This is a genomic window from bacterium, from assembly GCA_020444065.1.
GTDB lineage: Bacteria > Sumerlaeota > Sumerlaeia > SLMS01 > JAHLLQ01 > JAHLLQ01.
The window spans coordinates 631,672-647,229 of record JAHLLQ010000003.1 but is presented as its reverse complement, the minus strand read 5'-3'; the positions used below and the strand labels follow the sequence as shown (position 1 = coordinate 647,229).

Annotated in this window: 12 protein-coding genes and 1 pseudogene; 6 read left to right on the top strand and 7 right to left on the bottom strand. The window is 60.1% G+C overall.

What is annotated here, in order from left to right; translation table 11 throughout:
- Nucleotides 1-8 precede the first annotated feature (8 nt).
- Both KQI84_10390 and KQI84_10385 read left to right on the top strand, forming a co-directional pair.
- On the top strand, nucleotides 9-1,763 hold the full coding sequence (locus KQI84_10390; protein MCB2155286.1) for an ABC transporter ATP-binding protein: 1,755 nt from the start codon (nucleotides 9-11) through the stop codon (nucleotides 1,761-1,763).
- Nucleotides 1,712-3,268: a methyltransferase domain-containing protein gene (locus tag KQI84_10385; protein MCB2155285.1), complete on the top strand. Its 1,557-nt coding sequence runs from the start codon at nucleotides 1,712-1,714 to the stop codon at nucleotides 3,266-3,268. Before KQI84_10390 ends, KQI84_10385 begins: the two co-directional genes overlap by 52 nt.
- Nucleotides 3,269-4,050: 782 nt before the next feature.
- Here KQI84_10385 and KQI84_10380 read toward each other — a convergent pair.
- The 4 genes and pseudogenes from KQI84_10380 to KQI84_10365 form a co-directional block, all read right to left on the bottom strand.
- Nucleotides 4,051-4,149: pseudogene (locus tag KQI84_10380) on the bottom strand (prepilin-type N-terminal cleavage/methylation domain-containing protein).
- Nucleotides 4,150-4,303: 154 nt separating this feature from the next.
- A complete protein-coding gene (locus KQI84_10375) occupies nucleotides 4,304-4,882 on the bottom strand; it encodes a hypothetical protein (protein MCB2155284.1) in 579 nt (192 codons plus the stop codon).
- 72 nt (nucleotides 4,883-4,954) lie between these two features.
- Nucleotides 4,955-5,464: a DinB family protein gene (locus KQI84_10370; GenBank protein ID MCB2155283.1), complete on the bottom strand. Its 510-nt coding sequence runs from the start codon at nucleotides 5,462-5,464 to the stop codon at nucleotides 4,955-4,957.
- 63 nt (nucleotides 5,465-5,527) lie between these two features.
- Nucleotides 5,528-6,280: a hypothetical protein gene (locus KQI84_10365; GenBank protein MCB2155282.1), complete on the bottom strand. Its 753-nt coding sequence runs from the start codon at nucleotides 6,278-6,280 to the stop codon at nucleotides 5,528-5,530.
- A gap of 278 nt (nucleotides 6,281-6,558) precedes the next feature.
- On the opposite strand from KQI84_10365, the gene KQI84_10360 reads away from it, so the two are divergent.
- Nucleotides 6,559-7,515 (top strand): redoxin domain-containing protein, encoded by a 957-nt coding sequence (locus tag KQI84_10360; GenBank protein MCB2155281.1) that lies wholly within the window; start codon nucleotides 6,559-6,561, stop codon nucleotides 7,513-7,515.
- Between the two features lie 84 nt (nucleotides 7,516-7,599).
- Nucleotides 7,600-8,139: a TlpA family protein disulfide reductase gene (locus KQI84_10355; protein ID MCB2155280.1), complete on the top strand. Its 540-nt coding sequence runs from the start codon at nucleotides 7,600-7,602 to the stop codon at nucleotides 8,137-8,139.
- A gap of 554 nt (nucleotides 8,140-8,693) precedes the next feature.
- Here KQI84_10355 and KQI84_10350 read toward each other — a convergent pair.
- Nucleotides 8,694-10,379, bottom strand: coding sequence for a peptide ABC transporter substrate-binding protein (locus tag KQI84_10350; protein MCB2155279.1), 1,686 nt, complete (start codon nucleotides 10,377-10,379; stop codon nucleotides 8,694-8,696).
- Nucleotides 10,380-10,571: 192 nt separating this feature from the next.
- Nucleotides 10,572-11,804 (bottom strand): DEAD/DEAH box helicase, encoded by a 1,233-nt coding sequence (locus tag KQI84_10345; GenBank protein ID MCB2155278.1) that lies wholly within the window; start codon nucleotides 11,802-11,804, stop codon nucleotides 10,572-10,574.
- A 406-nt stretch (nucleotides 11,805-12,210) separates the two neighbouring features.
- On the opposite strand from KQI84_10345, the gene KQI84_10340 reads away from it, so the two are divergent.
- The gene (locus tag KQI84_10340) at nucleotides 12,211-13,824 is read left to right on the top strand and encodes a YidE/YbjL duplication (protein ID MCB2155277.1); all 1,614 of its coding nucleotides are present in this window, start codon (nucleotides 12,211-12,213) and stop codon (nucleotides 13,822-13,824) included.
- 23 nt (nucleotides 13,825-13,847) lie between these two features.
- On the opposite strand, the gene KQI84_10335 is transcribed toward KQI84_10340, so the two are convergent.
- Complete coding sequence (locus KQI84_10335; protein MCB2155276.1) at nucleotides 13,848-14,531, bottom strand: phosphoribosylanthranilate isomerase; 684 nt, start codon at nucleotides 14,529-14,531, stop codon at nucleotides 13,848-13,850.
- Between the two features lie 229 nt (nucleotides 14,532-14,760).
- On the opposite strand from KQI84_10335, the gene KQI84_10330 reads away from it, so the two are divergent.
- Entirely contained in the window at nucleotides 14,761-15,558 is a 798-nt protein-coding gene (locus KQI84_10330) for a hypothetical protein (GenBank protein ID MCB2155275.1), read from the top strand.

The window sequence follows — 15,558 nt, the reverse complement described above, 5'->3', positions numbered from 1 at the left end:
CCGCGTTCATGATCACAATTCAAAACGTCAGCAAGAAGTTTCGACTCTACCGGCGCCCGGCGGACCGCATGCTGGAGTGGGCCGGTTTCGGCCCCCGGCATCAGGAATTCTGGGCGCTGCGCGACATCGACCTTGCGGTTCCGAACGGGCGAACGTTCGGAATCATCGGGCCGAATGGCGCGGGCAAGTCGACGTTGCTGAAGCTGATTACCGGAACGCTGATCCCCACGACCGGCAGCATTGACGTGCAGGGGCGGGTGGCGGCGCTGCTGGAGCTCGGCACCGGATTTCATCCGGAATTCACAGGCCGCCAGAACATCTGGGTGAATGGTCAGATGCTCGGCCTTTCCGCGGATGAAATCCGCGAGCACGAACGCGAGATCATCGACTTCTCCGAATTGGGCGGTTTCATCGATCAGCCAATCCGGACGTATTCCTCGGGCATGATCGTCAGACTGGGCTTCTCGATCGCCGCATCTGTGAATCCGAAGGTGCTGATCGTGGACGAAGCGCTTTCCGTCGGCGATGCGCGCTTCGCGCAGAAGTGCATCCGCCGCATCCGGCGCTTTCGCGAAGCGGGCACGACGATCCTGTTTGTCAGTCACGATCCCTCCGCCGTTTCGACATTGTGCGACGAGGCGATTCTGCTCGAACAAGGTCGCGTGATCAGTCGCGGTCTCCCCTCGGATGTGCTCGACGAGTACAACGCGTTGTTGGCTTCGAAGGGTGAAGGAAACGTCGAGATGCGGATCCATCGCTCGCACGATAGTGTGGATGATGGCCCGCGGCGTTCGGGCACATTCCAGGCGCTGGTCACGCGATTGTCGCTTCTGGATTCGCGCGGCGAACCAACGGAGATCTTCACGCCCGGCAGCGCCATGTCGCTGCGCATGAGAGTTCTCTTCTTTGCGCCGGTCGAGAATCCGACCGTGGGTTTCCTGATCAAGAACCGTCTCGGGCTCGATGTGTTCGGAACCAACACGGCGTTGCAGGACTTGCAACTGGGCTCGTTCCAGCCGGGTGAATCCGTCGAAGTCACGGCCGAGATTCCATTGGAACTGGGAGAAGGCGAGTACACGCTGACGGTCGCCGTTCACCAGGACGAAACCCACCTGGAAGAATGCTACGATTGGTCCGACCGCTTTGCGCTGTTCCGGGTACGCTCGGCGGAGAAGAACAAGTGGTCCGGCATGGTGCGACTGGCACCCCAGCTTTCTGCAGAACGCTCGACCAGTTCGGCGGGCGATATTCGCGCGGCGCTGGCGGAGGTCTTCTCCGAAGTGGCCGATCCCCTGCTGCCCGGCGCGCACGTGCCGTCGCCCTTTCTGCGCGGCTTCTATGCCCTGGAAGAAGCGCCGGACGGACCGTTCCGGTGGACGGCGGACGAGGCAGTCTTCGTCTTCCGGCCGGAGCACAACCGAATGGAACTGGCGATCGGCGCGTTTGCCCGGGAAGGTGGCCCGAGCGACGTCAAGGTCCGCCTGCACTCCCAGGAATTCGGGGCGATCGGCGAGGTGCAGCTCGAGAAGGAGCGATCGGTCGTCGAATTCCTGCTGCCCCAGGAAGCGATCGGACGGTTGGGAATCTTCGAGATTGTCGTCGACCCGCCCTTCCAACCCATGGAGGATTGTGTTCCTGGACGCACACCGCGCGAGCTTGGCGTCGCCATTTACGCGATCCGTACAATCCCTGATTGGGAGGAGAATCCGACGTGGCAGACTATGATCCGCAGCAACTCGCAAGAAACATCGAAAACTTCGTAAAAGGCGACGGCTCCTCGCAGGCAGAGCCGGACGAGTCGATGGAAGAAACGCTTCTGCTGACTCCGCCTGACGGCGGGGCGGAAGAGGAAGAGCTCCCATCGGCAGCCGCAGAATTCGCCGGCTCCACACTGCCTGAAATGCGGCGTGTCCAGGAAGTCAGTCGCCCGGTCGCCGGGTCTCGGCTGCAGTTCTTCAAGAAGGTGATTCTGCGCCTGATGGCGCCGATCGCGCGCCGACAGCACACGTATAACGAACTGAACACGCTGGCAATCGAGTCGCTGGCAGATCACGTGGATCGACTGTCGCGCGACATGTCGAGCATGCACAAGCGCAGCATTCGGGAACTCGATGAGTTTCACAAGGAATTGTCAGGCACGGTCGAGCAATTGCGGGAAGACCTGCAGATGCGCCTGAACGCCGACAATCACCAGATGCGTGCGTCGCTGGAAAATTTGCAGACGCAGTTGAGTGACAACATCCAGGGTATCTGGAAGGCGTTCGAGGACATGAACGCTCGCCTCGAGCAGGCGCGAACAGAAGCGCGAGACGGCGATCTCGGCATCTGGAAGGGCATGGAGTCGATGCGCGACGAGTTAGAAGACACTCGGCAGATGGCCTGGAAGGTTCAGGAAGATCTGCGCGAAGTGCGCGCGCGTCTGATCACGAATTCGGAATCGTTGAGCAAGCTGGTCGATCATCTCGAGAAGCTGGAAGAGCGCGTCGCGAAGCAAAAGACCGCGCCGCCACTGTCGCGTCCTTCGATGTCTGCGGCCGACACGATCGTGGAACAGAAGGGGCTGTCCCCACTCGTGCAGCACCAGCTCGATCTGGCGTACTTGCGCTTCCAACGCCAGTTCCGCGGCGAAGAAGAGGATCTCCGCCGTCGCCAAACGAAGTACCTGCAATTGATTCGACGACATCTCGAAAGCCAGGACTTCGAATCTACACCGAGCGTTCTCGACGTGGCGTGCGGCGATGGAATCTTCCTGGCAATGCTTGTCGAAGGCGGATTCGCCGCGAAGGGCATCGACATTAATCCTGCGATGGCGAAATACGGACGCGACAAGAAGTTGCCGATCGAAATCGGCGACGGTATCGCCTACTTGTCCGAAGGCCCTGAAGATCATTGGAGCGCAATCACGGCATTCCAGTTCGTCGAGCACCTGGAACCGCCGACACTCCTGCTGTTCCTGCGTGCCGCACGGCGAGCTCTTGCCCCCGGCGGAATCTTGATTCTCGAGACGCTGAACCCGAACACGCTGATGGCGCACAAGTGGTTCCATCTCGACTTGTCGCACGAGAAGCTCGTCTTCCCGCAAATGCTGCAGTTGCTTTGCGAAGTCGTCGGCCTGCGTCATGTCGAGACGAAAGAGATCAGCGAAGTGCCCGAGCACGAACGCCTCGTACGCGCGGGCGATCCGGCATCGCAGGCAAACTTCGATCGGCTCAACACGCTGCTGTACGGGCCGCAGGATTACTTCCTGGTCGCGCGCAAACCCAGCTGAAAAGTGCGACCCTCCCGGCGCCTGCAAGACCGGGAGGGAGCACACGAGGGTGAAAGCGCCTGTCCCGCAGGGGAACGGGACAAACTACCTGGAGCAGAGTAAACTTACCAAACGGGCGATCCAGGCGACGTCTGGGCGCCGATTGTCTCGCCGTCCAGCATGAAGCGGCCAGAGGTATACATGCCGCCGAAGCGGTAAATGTCGCCAAGCGACACGGTGCCGTTCGTCGGATCGTAGCTGGTGTAGCAAAGGGGCTGTTCTTTGCCGGGGCGAAGAGCCGTGCTGGCCCCGCCCTCGTACATCGACATGAACGGGAAGTTCTTGTATCCCATGCGGGCGCGCGCGCCATCCGGGCCAACGCCGATCATTACGTACGCAGGCACGGGACCAGTCACGGGGAACGTCAGGTGAGAGTCCTGGTGGTCATCCTGGTTGGGCGGGGCCTGTCCACCGTCCCACGCGCCGTATGACCAGGAGCCGGAACCAATGCGGTATCCCTGCGCACCGGCGCCTTCGATAGCAACCTGCGTCACGAATGGGTCGTGCAACAGTGTCGTCATGTAAGCGATCGGCGTGGTGAGCTGCAGAGCGCCATTCGCACAACGCGGAAAGACGGCGCTGTTCGGGTTGAGAGCGTCGGGGCCGACGTCGATCTGGTCGAGCGACGAATCGCTGTCGCGTGTGTAGGAATTGTAGTCCACGAAGTACGATTCCATGGCGGTGGCCTGCGTGCGCAGATCGTTCTGCGTGCGGGCGACTTTGCTTCGCGTCTGGGCTTCGAGGAAGTTGGGAACGGCGATGGCGGCGAGGATCGCAATGATCGCGACCACGATGAGTAGCTCGATGAGAGTGAAACCTTTGGGGCTGCGGGCAGAACGCATTTCGGAGAACCTCCGGAATTGTGAGTCGGGCGCGACAATGCGCGCGGCGTTTCTCAGGCTGCGGCCGGAGGAGTAATTCGAAGTTGTTAAGAGAGAATTAGCGATCTAAAAAGAGTTCGCAAACGCAGTGTCTTAATTCGTTTGGCGATCTGTGTTAAATCGTTGAGGATGAATCGGCCTCGCGGAAGTCATGCGCGAACGCGTCCATGCGTTCCGACTGCGGATCGTACCAGCCTTCTTCATGCTGAATGCGAACGATCTCCATCAAGCCCGTCAGAAACCAATCCGGCGGAGACAGCACCGTGCATCCGCGGTTCCCATGAAAGACGATAAAGCGCACAGAATCCTGATGGCTGAGGTCGACGACCCAACTGCGCTGGTAGTTGGAGTAGGCAAGCACAACGGGCTCGCGTCCCGTCTGGTGAATCACAAGCCGATCGCGTGTGAAGCGGATCTCGCGAGCCAACGTCAGGTGGGAGATCAGAAGAAGAACGAGCGACCCGCCGGCCGCGACAATCATCAGGAGACCCGTCGTCAGCTCGGCGAGATTGGATTGCGAGAGACTGTCGCGAATGAGTGCAAGACCACCGACCATAACACCGATCGATACAAGCGGTACAATCCAAGTCAGGCGATCGATCAATGCCGGCCACCGGTACACCTGCGTGGAATCCTCGGCGACTTCGGGAGTCGCCCAACTGCGGCGGCGGGGCTTCAGGAGCAGAAAGGCCATGCGTTGGTTCTCTTGAGGCGATCTCGTTCCTCGAAGAGAACCAAAGCATGAATCCTGCCGGGGGAAGGTGGCTTACAGGAGGCCGGGAGGGGTCACGCCCAGCGCGCGCAGCACCGTGTAGAGTTGGGCGCGATGGTGGATCAGGTGCAGAAATTCCAGCATCGCCATCGTGCGGGCGGGCATGGGTCCGCGCGGACCGTTGACCGTCTCGCTCAGTTGCTCGCGGGTCAACGCATCGATCTGACGGACAGCCCAATCGGCCTTCTCGCGCCCGATGGCGGCGATCTCCTCGAGGGGCTTGGATGCCAGCTCATCGCGGCTTGTCCGGACGTTGGCGAAGCTATCCGGGGTGAGCTCCATCTCGCCATTAGCGATGGCACAGAAGAACGTCATGGCGTTGACCACGTCGGCGGCCAGTTCGGCGGGGGTCATGGCGGCCATCGGCGCATCGTTGCCCTCTGCGTCCTTGAAGGTGCCCTCCCAGATCTTGAAGTCGCGCTGCTCCTCGGGGATCAGCTCGATTGCTTCCATCATGCGTTCGGCCACGGGGCGGAACATCTCGCCGGTGATTTCCAGAGCCATACGTAGTCTCCTCGGTGGGAAAGATTTCCACCGCTCTGTGCAAGTTTTGTGCTTATCGGGGGGTCAAGGCTTCTTGCCGAGCAGGTGCCCCAGATTCTGGTCGAAATCGCCGGGGCTTTCCATCAGCTCCGCCAGGCGATTCTGCAGGCGAGACAACACGACCACATCCCCGCTGCCGGTCATGGCAATGACCATATCGAAGCGCTTTGTCATGTGGGCGATCGCGGCTTCGGACTCCATCCGCGGCAAAAGCAGCACAAGGCCGCCCTTGCAAAGACGATAGATCAGCCCGTCTGGCGGAACCGCCAGGGGCACGCGACCTTCCAGATCGGTGATGACCTTTAAAGTCGATAGGCGGCGCACAAGTTCATCGAGATCCTGGGGCGGTGCGTCGAAACGGCCCGGTCCAGTGGCTGGGGGTGTAGGCGGCCGCTCCGGGGGGTACATGGGGACCGGTTGCTCGCCGGGCTCTGGCAGGGGCTGTTCGTTCTCGATCTTGATCCAGCGTTCTTCCTCCGCCGCAGGCTCCTCCATCAGACCGAGCTGTCGCAGGACGCTTTTCTCGAAGGCCTGCTCGGCAGCCTCCATGTCGCGGTCACGGACCTCCAATTGGCGCTTCGTCTTCATCAGCACCAGGAGAATCGCGCCAATGCCGAGAAGAACGATCAGGCCGAAGGCAATGGTCAGCATGAAGTTTGTGGATGAGGAGCCCTCGGGCGGCGGATCGCCGAGGGTGGCGGCCGCAGAGGAAACCAGTGCGACAAAGGCGCCCAGCGCGAGCGAGCGGACAACAATCTTGGAGGCAATGCGACCCATCGTCGTCTCCCGGGGGTTCTGGTGAGAGAATCGCTGCCGTCCAGGATCGGACTCAAGCCTCTTTGGCGGCGAAAAGCAGGCAGCCAGCCGGTTTTCGAGCCAAAGACAAGTGTCTGTTGATGGTCGAATCGGGCGCAAGCCCCGGTTCTTAATGTTCTGATTGTTGAACTTGCGGATATAGGCATGATTCGGCCGGAATTTTGCTCCATCGTCCCCCAAGCAGAATTCTACTGCCCGGAACAGTCCGGAAGAAACACCCAGACAGAGGAGTCTAAGTGATGGTTCGGAAACTAAGCGTACTGTTGATGGCAGCCCTGATGACGATGGGCAGCGTTGCCCTGGCCGACGGCCACGGCGATGGAGAAGGGGCCGCATGCAAAGAGAAGGCAGCCCAATGTGCTGAGGGCATGAGCAAGTCGGCCTGCAGCGCGGCGTGCAAAGAAAAAGCCGCCGAGTGTGCCGAAGGCAAGATGAAGGGCGACTGCAGCGCCGAGTGCAAAGAGAAGGCGGGCGAATGTCCCGAAGGTAAGGAAAAAGGCGCTTGTTGTGCCGAGGGAATGAAGGCTGGCGAGTGTGCTGAAGGCAAGGCGAAGGCCGATTGCTGCAGCGCGGACATGAAGGCCGGAATGAAGAGCCTCGAAGGCAAGGGCGAGATGATGCGCGAGCACGCCCATCAGATGGTCAAGAACACAGCCGCCAGCCCGTACCGCCTCGGTTCGCAGGTCGAAGATTTCTCGCTGACGAACGCCGCCACCGGCGAGTCGGTTGACTTCAAGTCCGTCGCCGGCGAGAAGGCCACCGTCGTGATCTTCTGGAACCAGGAATGCCCGTACGTGAAGGAAGCCCAGGATCGCATCGCGCAGTTCCAGAAGGACTATGCAGCGAAGGGCGTGAACGTGGTCGCCATCGACTCCGGCATTAACAACGCCTCGGCTGACCTGGCTGAGCACGCCAAGTCGAAGCCGTTCCCCGTTCTGGAGAACAAGGACAGCCAGATCGCCGCGAAGTTCGGCGCTTCCCGCACACCGGAAGTCTTCGTGCTGGATGGCAACATGAATGTTCAGTACCATGGCGCGTTCGACAGCGGAAAGTTCAACGAGGACGGCGAGTTGAAGTCCTACGTCGAGAACGCTGTGAACGATCTGCTGGCCGGCAATGCACCGAGCGTGAAGGAAACCCGCGCGTTCGGCTGCGGCCTGAAGTACGCCCGCGGCGTCCGCCCCACCAAGAGCTGATTGCCGAAGGTACGTAAGTCTCTGGCGCCCGGATCGGCAATTGCCGTCCGGGCGCCTTTTCACATCTTCCCCGGAGTTCTCGATATGCTGCGCCCGCTCGCGATTCTTGCACTGGCTACGATCTTGTTCCTGCCCGGTTTGGCGCAGGCGGATGATTCGCCGACGTCGCCGACGGTGACGCTGCCCGCGGCGGGCGAATCGGCATTGATCCATATGGACGAAATCGAGGCGCTGCTGGCTGGTCACGATCACGACCTGCTGGTCGTGAACTTCTGGGCAACGTGGTGTGCACCGTGCGTCGCGGAACTGCCTGGCTTCGTGGCGGTATCGAACGAGTACAAAGACGAAGGCGTGCTATTCGTCGGCCTTTCTGCGGACTTTCCCAATGAATGGCAAGAAACAGTCCCCCCGTTCCTGAAGAAGAAGGGGATTCCCTATCCCAACTTCGTCGTCAGCGCAGATCCCGACAAGCTGATCTATGCGTTCTCGAAAGAATGGTCCGGCGCGTTGCCCGCGACGTTCATTTACGACCGCGAAGGGAACCAACTCGAAGCACGGCTCGAGCCCCTGCACGAAGAGGAACTCGAGGCGCTTGTTGAGAAGCATCTTCCCAAAAACAAATAGAGTGAATTAGACCAGATCTGACCCTGTTGCACGCCTTCAGCGTGCAGATTGACGGGCCCGGTGCCCCAGGGCGGCGCATTCGCTTGCCCTGGGCTGTCGGATGTTCAAGTCGTTCGGACTTGTCAGTAGAACAGTCCGCCCGCAGGCTTAACAGAATCCCAGAGGGATTCCACGTCACACAGCCTGGAGCCAGTTGTCCCAGGGCGGAGGGTTTGCTTGCCCATAGCTTCTGGATGTTCAAGTCCTTCGGACTTATCGACAGAGTATGCGGCCCGCCCGCAAACCGAGATCCCAACGTAACTACAAATCAGATAGCCTGGGGTACCCATCCCAGGGAGGAGCATCCACTTGCCTTGGATTTCCGGATGTTCGAGTCCATCGGACTAATCGCCAGAATGCACTTGGCGTCGCCATCTTTGAATCCCAACGGGATTCCACATCAGATAGCCCAGGGTCAGCGAACAACGTGAGCGCCACCCTGGGTGTGCGATTCGTGGAACTCAGGCACCCTGAAGGGGTGCAACAACAAGAACACGAAGGCCTCCGTCCCTCTTTTACGTCTCCCCCACTCGATAGGCGCGCGAAACGTCCAGGTCGCCAAGCGCGTTGCGCACCCAGTCCTTGACGTCTGTGCGAATCAGGAAGGGTTCGCGATAGAAATAGATCGGCGCGACGACACAATCCTCTTCGACCAGAATTCGTTCCAACTCGATCATGTACTCGAGGCGCTTGTCTGGATTCGTCTCCTGGCGCGCCTTCTCGAGCAATTCGTCGTAACGCGGATTTGAATAACCCGCATCGTTGTTGCCGCCGCCGGTTTCGAAAATATCCAGGAATGTCATCGGATCCAGATAGTCACCGATCCAACCGGAGCGCATGAACTCGTAATCCTGAGTATTGCCGCGATCGATTTTGACCTTCCATTCAACATTCACCAGATCGACGTTCGCGCCAAGCGATACCTGCCACACCGCCTGCATCGCTTCGGCAATGATTTTGTGCTCGTCCGCTGTATTATACAGGTAGGACACGCGCGGAATCGATTTGCCATTTCCGTATCCAGCCTCGGCCAGTATGCGCTTGGCCTCGGCGAGATTCTTCGCAAAATCGCCCGTCGGAATGAACTTCGGAGCAACCTCGCGATAGTCCTTCCCGTTCGGAAGAGGAATGCCCTCCGGTACGTAACCGGTGGCGGGTGTTTCGCCGCGCCGCGTCAGCTTGTTCACGATCATATCGCGATTGATTGTCAGCGAGAACGCCTTGCGCAGCGCCAGATCGTCGAACGGTGGCTCGGTCACGTTGTAGCAGACGTAGTAGCAGCCCAGGTACGGCGGAGCGGCCCACTCGGGCGTCTCGCGCAGGCGCTTCACTTCCGGCAGAGGGATGCGATCGATGATATCGAGATCGCCGGCTTCGAAGGCAGCGAGCGCGGTGGATTCGCTCTCGATCATGCGGAACACGATCTTATCAAAATTCACTTCGTCCGCCCCGTAGTAGTTCGGATTCTTCGTGACGATGATGCGATCCTTCGGCGCCCAGTCTTCCAGAATGTACGGACCGTTTCCAACATAAGTGTCTGCGCTCAATGCCCAGCGATCGCCGTTCGCTTCCACGGCGCGACGATTCAGCGCGTACCAGCTCGGGTGGTTCACAACAGTCGGGAAGAACGGCGTCGGCGCCGTCAGACGAATCTCCAGCGTGTGATCGTCGATCGCCCGAGCACCGAAGTTCTCGTCATCTTCACCGTTGGATGAATAGAACTCGCGGCCACCTTCGAGGAAACCGAAGACCATCTGCGCATACTGCGCCTGGGTCGCGGGCGTCAGAATTCGCCGCAGGGCAAACACGAAATCACCGGCCACGACTGGATCGCCATTCGTCCAGGTCATCCCGTCACGCAAATGGAACGTCCAGACCTTGTAGGCATCGTCGTGCTCCCAACTCTCCGCGACGGCAGGTTTCGGCTGCGCGTCGCCGTCCAATCGAATCAGCCCCTCCTGCAGGTGACGAATGACCTTTGAGGACGGGATGTCGTTGGCGGTGTTGGGATCGAGGCTGAAAGGCTCGGCGCCAAGATTGATGCGGATGGTGCCCTTTGGCGCAGGCGGGAACGTGCGCTCATTTTGCTGTCCGGCGTTAGCGGATTCCGAGGAGCCACCGCCATTATCACCGGCTTCCTGGGGCGAGCAGGCCACCAGCATTCCGATCATAAGTAGCCCGAAAAGGCGCGTGAGTTTCATAGATGCCCGTCCTTCAGTAGTGTTCAGTCCCCGACTCTCGGGTGCGAGGACGACTCTGAGAGTCGGACAGCGAGTCCGTGAAAGACAAGGACTTTGACCGCCACCACGCCAGTTCTCGCCGGTTCCGGGAGCCCCAAAAGAAATCCCGGCGCCTGGGTGGGCGCCGGGAGAATGATTGCGATGTTGGTCGGCTTAGTAGCGACGAGGGCGATTGTCCGAGCGGCGTTGGCCCTTGGGCTTGAAGCTCTTCCTGGCGGGCGCAGGTGCCGGCCGGCGCCTGCGAACCGAGGATGCCTGGTAATCGAGCATGGCCTCGCCATCCCACGAAATCCGTTCGATCTGGCGACCGATAGCCCGCTCGAGCAGCGCCAAATCGCGGCCTTCGTCGGGACAGACGAACGTAATGGCATTACCTGTAGCGCTTGCGCGGGCGGTGCGGCCGATCCGATGGACGTAGTCGTCCGAGGTTGCCGGAAGGTCGTAGTTGATCACGTGAGAGATGCCCTTCACGTCCAGGCCACGTGCGGCGACGTCGGTGGCGACCAGGATCTTGTGGCGCCCCTTGCGGAAGCCATCGATTGCGCGCTGGCGGCGGTTCTGCGTGTAGCCGCCGTGAATCGCGGCCGCGCGGTAGCCCTGGCGCTCCAGCGTCTTGGCAACGCGATCGGTCGAGCGCTTGGTGCGAACGAACACGACCGTCGAGGTGACATCCTTCTCTCGAAGAATATCGGCCAGCAGTTCGGACTTCTGGTCCCGGGCGACGGCGTACATCGTCTGGTGCACCGCATCCACGGGCTGAGCAACAGCGCCGATTTCAATCCGGTGGGGGTTGTTCTGCATCGACTTGGTCAGATTGGCGATTTCGTCAGGGAACGTGGCGGAGAACATCATCGTCTGGCGCTGCGCAGGCAGTTCCGCCATGATCCGGCGAATGTCCGGCAGGAAGCCCATGTCGAGCATGCGATCAGCCTCGTCCAGGACGAGCTCCGAGATCTTGCTGAAGCGCGTGTTGCGGCGCTGGATGTGATCGAGCAGCCGTCCGGGCGTGGCGACGACAATGCTGACGCCGCGGCGCAGGGCCTGCTCCTGGGGAGCCATGCCGACACCGCCGTAGATACAGGCGCTGGTCAGCTTCATGGCACGCGCAAGAGGCGCGAGTACGTCGTGGACTTGCTGCGCAAGTTCGCGTGTGGGGGCCAGCACGAGCATGCCCGTGTGGCCGCGGGGGGTGTTTTCAAGCCGAGCAAGCGCGGGCAATCCAAAGGCGAGCGTCTTGCCCGTTCCAGTTTGCGCGATGGCGATCAAGTCCCGACCACTCAAAGCGACGGGAATTGCCTGTTCCTGGATGGGCGTAGGTGTGGTGATCCCCTGCTTCTCAAGAATTCGGAGACAGCGGGGGTCGAGGTGCATTTCAGTAAACGTCATATATGTGGAAGAGTCCTTCCGGGGATTTTGTCTTCAGTGCGAATGGCGACTGGTTCAGGTGCTCGCCAGCCGCATCGCGCAGGCGCGAAGACGGAACCCGGAATTCGGGGGAGGAGAGCGGTACGCAGGAGTGAGGAAGGGGAAGAAAGCAGAACCTGCATCAATCATACGTCAGAACAACGACGGACGGAGGGTCGGCGGCCGCGGCCCCCCTGGCAAGGGAAAACATTCGCAAACGCTTAATCTGCCGATTTAGAGCGTCCGAATGGCGACAAAGCGGTGATTTTGGACCGATGATGTCCAGGTCAGGGATTGCACCCGTGCCCCGAAATGCACTATCGATACGCGTCGGCCGCGAGAAGGACAGGCCGCCGCTGAAAACCCTCTTGGAGTTTCCTCTCCTCCCTTGAACGTCATCGAGTTTTTGCAGGGCAACACCACCCTTTCTCTGTTTCTCATCATCCTTCTGGGCACCTTGATCGGCAACCTCAGCATCCGAGGTGTGTCTCTCGGCGCGTCGGGCGTTCTGTTTGTGGCGCTGGTGTTTGGGCACTTCGGGATCGCAATCCCGGGAGCGATTACGACGCTTGGCGTGGCGCTATTCGTCTACGCCGTCGGCCTGCAAGCAGGGCCGCGCTTCTTCAAGGCCTTCCGAAGCCGGGGAATCGCGTTTGCCATGCTGGCTATTGTGACGCTGGCTGCGGGCTTCGCTGCGACGGTTGCAATGGAAATGATTTTCCACTTCGGCGCCGCGCTCTCTACGGGTCTGTACACCGGATCGTTGACGACGACGCCGGGCCTGGCCGCCGCGCTTGAAGCCCTGAAGGATCCGAACGTCTCCGTCGGTTATGGTGTCGCCTATCCATTCGGCGTCGTGGGTGTCGTGCTGTTCGTTCAGTTGATGCCGCGTTTCCTGCGAATCGATCTGAAAAAGGAAGCGAAAGAGGTCGAACGCAAGATGAAGGGACCGGGCGTCAAGGTCGTGTGGCTCGAAATGAAGAACCCACAGTTGCACGGCAAAACGGTCGACGAACTGTCCTCCGCCCACCTGACGACAACGGCCATTTCACGCATCACGAAGCTCGGACACACAATCCCCGCTCGCAACGAAGCGGAACTGCAGTTGGGCGATCGCGTGCGCGCAATCGGCACCGACGACAATCTGCACAAGCTTGAGATGCTGATAGGCCCACAGATTGAGAATGTTGAAGAGCCGCCGTCGAACATCGTGTCGCACACGCTGATTGTGAGCGAAGACGCCGTGGCCGGCAAGCGCCTGGATGAACTGCACATTCGCGAGCGCTACGGCATCGTCGTCACGCGGTTGTGGCGCGACGAGATCGAGATGGTACCGACCGGTTCGTCGACCCTGGAATTCGGCGATACGATTCGCATCGTGGGCGATAGCGCTGATTGCCAGCGCTTCATGCCGCTGGTCGGTCACCAGGAGCGCCGCCTGCAGGAAACACGTTTCCTGCCGTTGTCGCTGGGACTGGCGGTCGGTGTGGCGATCGGCCTCATTCCATTGCCGTTCCCCGGCGAGTTGCGCGTTGCGCTCGGCATGGCCGGCGGCCCCCTGTTTGCAGCACTGATCGTCGGTCACTTCGGGCGCATCGGTCCGCTGTCCTTCCGCATGCCGCTGGCAGCCAAAATCTTCATCCGCGAAATGGGCCTGATCTTCTTCCTTGCGGGGGCTGGGACGAAGGCAGGGGCGAACTTCGTCGAGGTGTTGAAGGCACAAGGGGTCCAGCTCTTCATCGCAGGCGTTGTGATCGCCGCGGTTCCGCTGGCCGCTTCCTACATCTTCGCGCGCTGGGTCCTGAAACTCGACATCTTGAGCACGCTGGGCGCGATTTGCGGCGGCATGACCAGCACGCCGGGCCTCGGCGTCGCGAGCAACGCCGCCGACTCAGACGTGCCCGCGGTCGCCTACGCTACGGTGTATCCGGTGGCGTTGATCCTCGTCACGATTCTGTCACAAATTCTGGGACTCGCGTTGAAGGCCTTGGGTGGAACGTAAGTGGGGAGCGGCTCTGTTTGTGCCTACTGCAGAGCACGCTCCACTTCCGCAAAGAACTTCCGCATCTTCTCCGGCGACTTCACGCCTGGGCTTTCTTCCAGGCCGCTCGAAACATCGAATGCGTAGGGCAACGCGCCACGGGTTCGGAACTCCGAAACGATCGAGCCGATATTCTCCGGATTCAATCCGCCGGCAATGAACACTGCACCCTGGCCAAGGAATGGCTGCGCGATCGCATGATCGAACGTCTTGCCGGTTCCGCCCATCTTGCCCTTCACAAACGTATCCAGCAGCACAGGTCCGATCTTCAACGCCGTCTCAATCTCCTCTTCGTTCTCTGTCCCGCCAACTCGTACGGCTTGAATGACCGGCACGGGAACCACACCGATCTCTTCCGGCAAGCGCTCGGAGTGCATCTGCACGCCGGCCAGACCCAACGTTTCAACGAGGTCGACGATCTCTTCGATCGGTTCATGAACAAACACACCGATGGGAAGAACAGGGTTCTCTTCGGACGTGCGAAGGCCATCGAGAACCGCCTTGGCTTGCTCTCGTGTGACGCGACGAGGGCTTTCGGCGGCGAAGATCAAACCAATAAATGACGCACCCAGATCCAAGGCCAGTTGCGCATCCTCCGCTCGCGTCAGACCACATACTTTGACATGAGCAGAACCTTTCAGGAGGGGTGGGAAACTGGTTGGGAGCATGCGAAATCCTTTCAAATCAGGCCATTGGATGAATATCGGCCCGTGTGTATGCGTAGAATGGAGCAAGGGGCGCAGGTCGCTCAAGGGAAGTTCCGGGCGGTCTGTGCCATCACGCCGGAGGGCGCAATGACTCTTGCCGCCCCCTGGAGATCAGGGGTAAGGGTGTCCGAACCCTCCGAAGACTCACAGATGGTCGCACCGAATCGTGCGGCCAAGGGAGATAGAGACCATGAAGAAATTCCTGATCGGTTGCGGCGTCCTGGCGCTCCTTCTCATCGTGTTGGCTGTCGGCCTGGCTGTATTCGTCGGCGTGAAGATCAAGGGAATGGCGAACGCATACGAACAGGCCGCAAACGAGATCCACCAGGTGCAGGAGGACTATCCGTTCGATGCACCGGAGGATAGATCCATGGATCCGGATCGGTTCGAGGCCTACCTGATTGTCCGCGACAAGACGGTCGACCGTTTCCTGCAGATCCCGGCCATCGGCGAAATCGTTGCGGCGGCCCAGGAAAAGCGCAAAGCGGATCTTTCCTTCGGCGATGTGGTCAGCCTAGCGATGACGAAACTGCCCCCGGCCATGTCGGATGTGGCCCTTATCATGCGCGAGCAGGAGATGTCTCCTATCGAGTTCAATTACTACTCGGAAACGACCCTACTGACCATCAAGTACGCTGCCGACAATGGGAACGAGGAGATGATCGATCTGTGGGAGAATCTCACAGAGATGATTTACAAGGTCGACGATGAACTGCGGAACAACCAGAACGCGGACGTGAACATCAACCTGGATCGCGCTCTACGTGATCTCGATGATTCGGGTATTCCACAGGCCAACATCGACATGATTCTGCAGCATCGCGACAAACTGGAAGAGCGGCCGATGGTCATCGTCATCGAAATGGTGATTCGCGAGGCCTTCAAGGATTGGCAGCGCCAGCAACAGCGCCAGATGCAGTATCAACAACAGAATTCGGACTCATCGACGAGCGATGCCGATGCAGGCGAGCCGGCGCTTGCCCAGTAG

Coding starts and splice junctions, on each gene's coding strand:
- KQI84_10350 (MCB2155279.1), bottom strand. CDS start 10,379: ATGAAACTCACGCGCCTTTTCGGGCTACTTATGATCGGAATGCTGGTG.
- KQI84_10355 (MCB2155280.1), top strand. CDS start 7,600: ATGCTGCGCCCGCTCGCGATTCTTGCACTGGCTACGATCTTGTTCCTG.
- KQI84_10390 (MCB2155286.1), top strand. CDS start 9: ATGATCACAATTCAAAACGTCAGCAAGAAGTTTCGACTCTACCGGCGC.
- KQI84_10335 (MCB2155276.1), bottom strand. CDS start 14,531: ATGCTCCCAACCAGTTTCCCACCCCTCCTGAAAGGTTCTGCTCATGTC.
- KQI84_10360 (MCB2155281.1), top strand. CDS start 6,559: ATGGTTCGGAAACTAAGCGTACTGTTGATGGCAGCCCTGATGACGATG.
- KQI84_10375 (MCB2155284.1), bottom strand. CDS start 4,882: ATGGCCTTTCTGCTCCTGAAGCCCCGCCGCCGCAGTTGGGCGACTCCC.
- KQI84_10370 (MCB2155283.1), bottom strand. CDS start 5,464: ATGGCTCTGGAAATCACCGGCGAGATGTTCCGCCCCGTGGCCGAACGC.
- KQI84_10345 (MCB2155278.1), bottom strand. CDS start 11,804: ATGACGTTTACTGAAATGCACCTCGACCCCCGCTGTCTCCGAATTCTT.
- KQI84_10365 (MCB2155282.1), bottom strand. CDS start 6,280: ATGGGTCGCATTGCCTCCAAGATTGTTGTCCGCTCGCTCGCGCTGGGC.
- KQI84_10330 (MCB2155275.1), top strand. CDS start 14,761: ATGAAGAAATTCCTGATCGGTTGCGGCGTCCTGGCGCTCCTTCTCATC.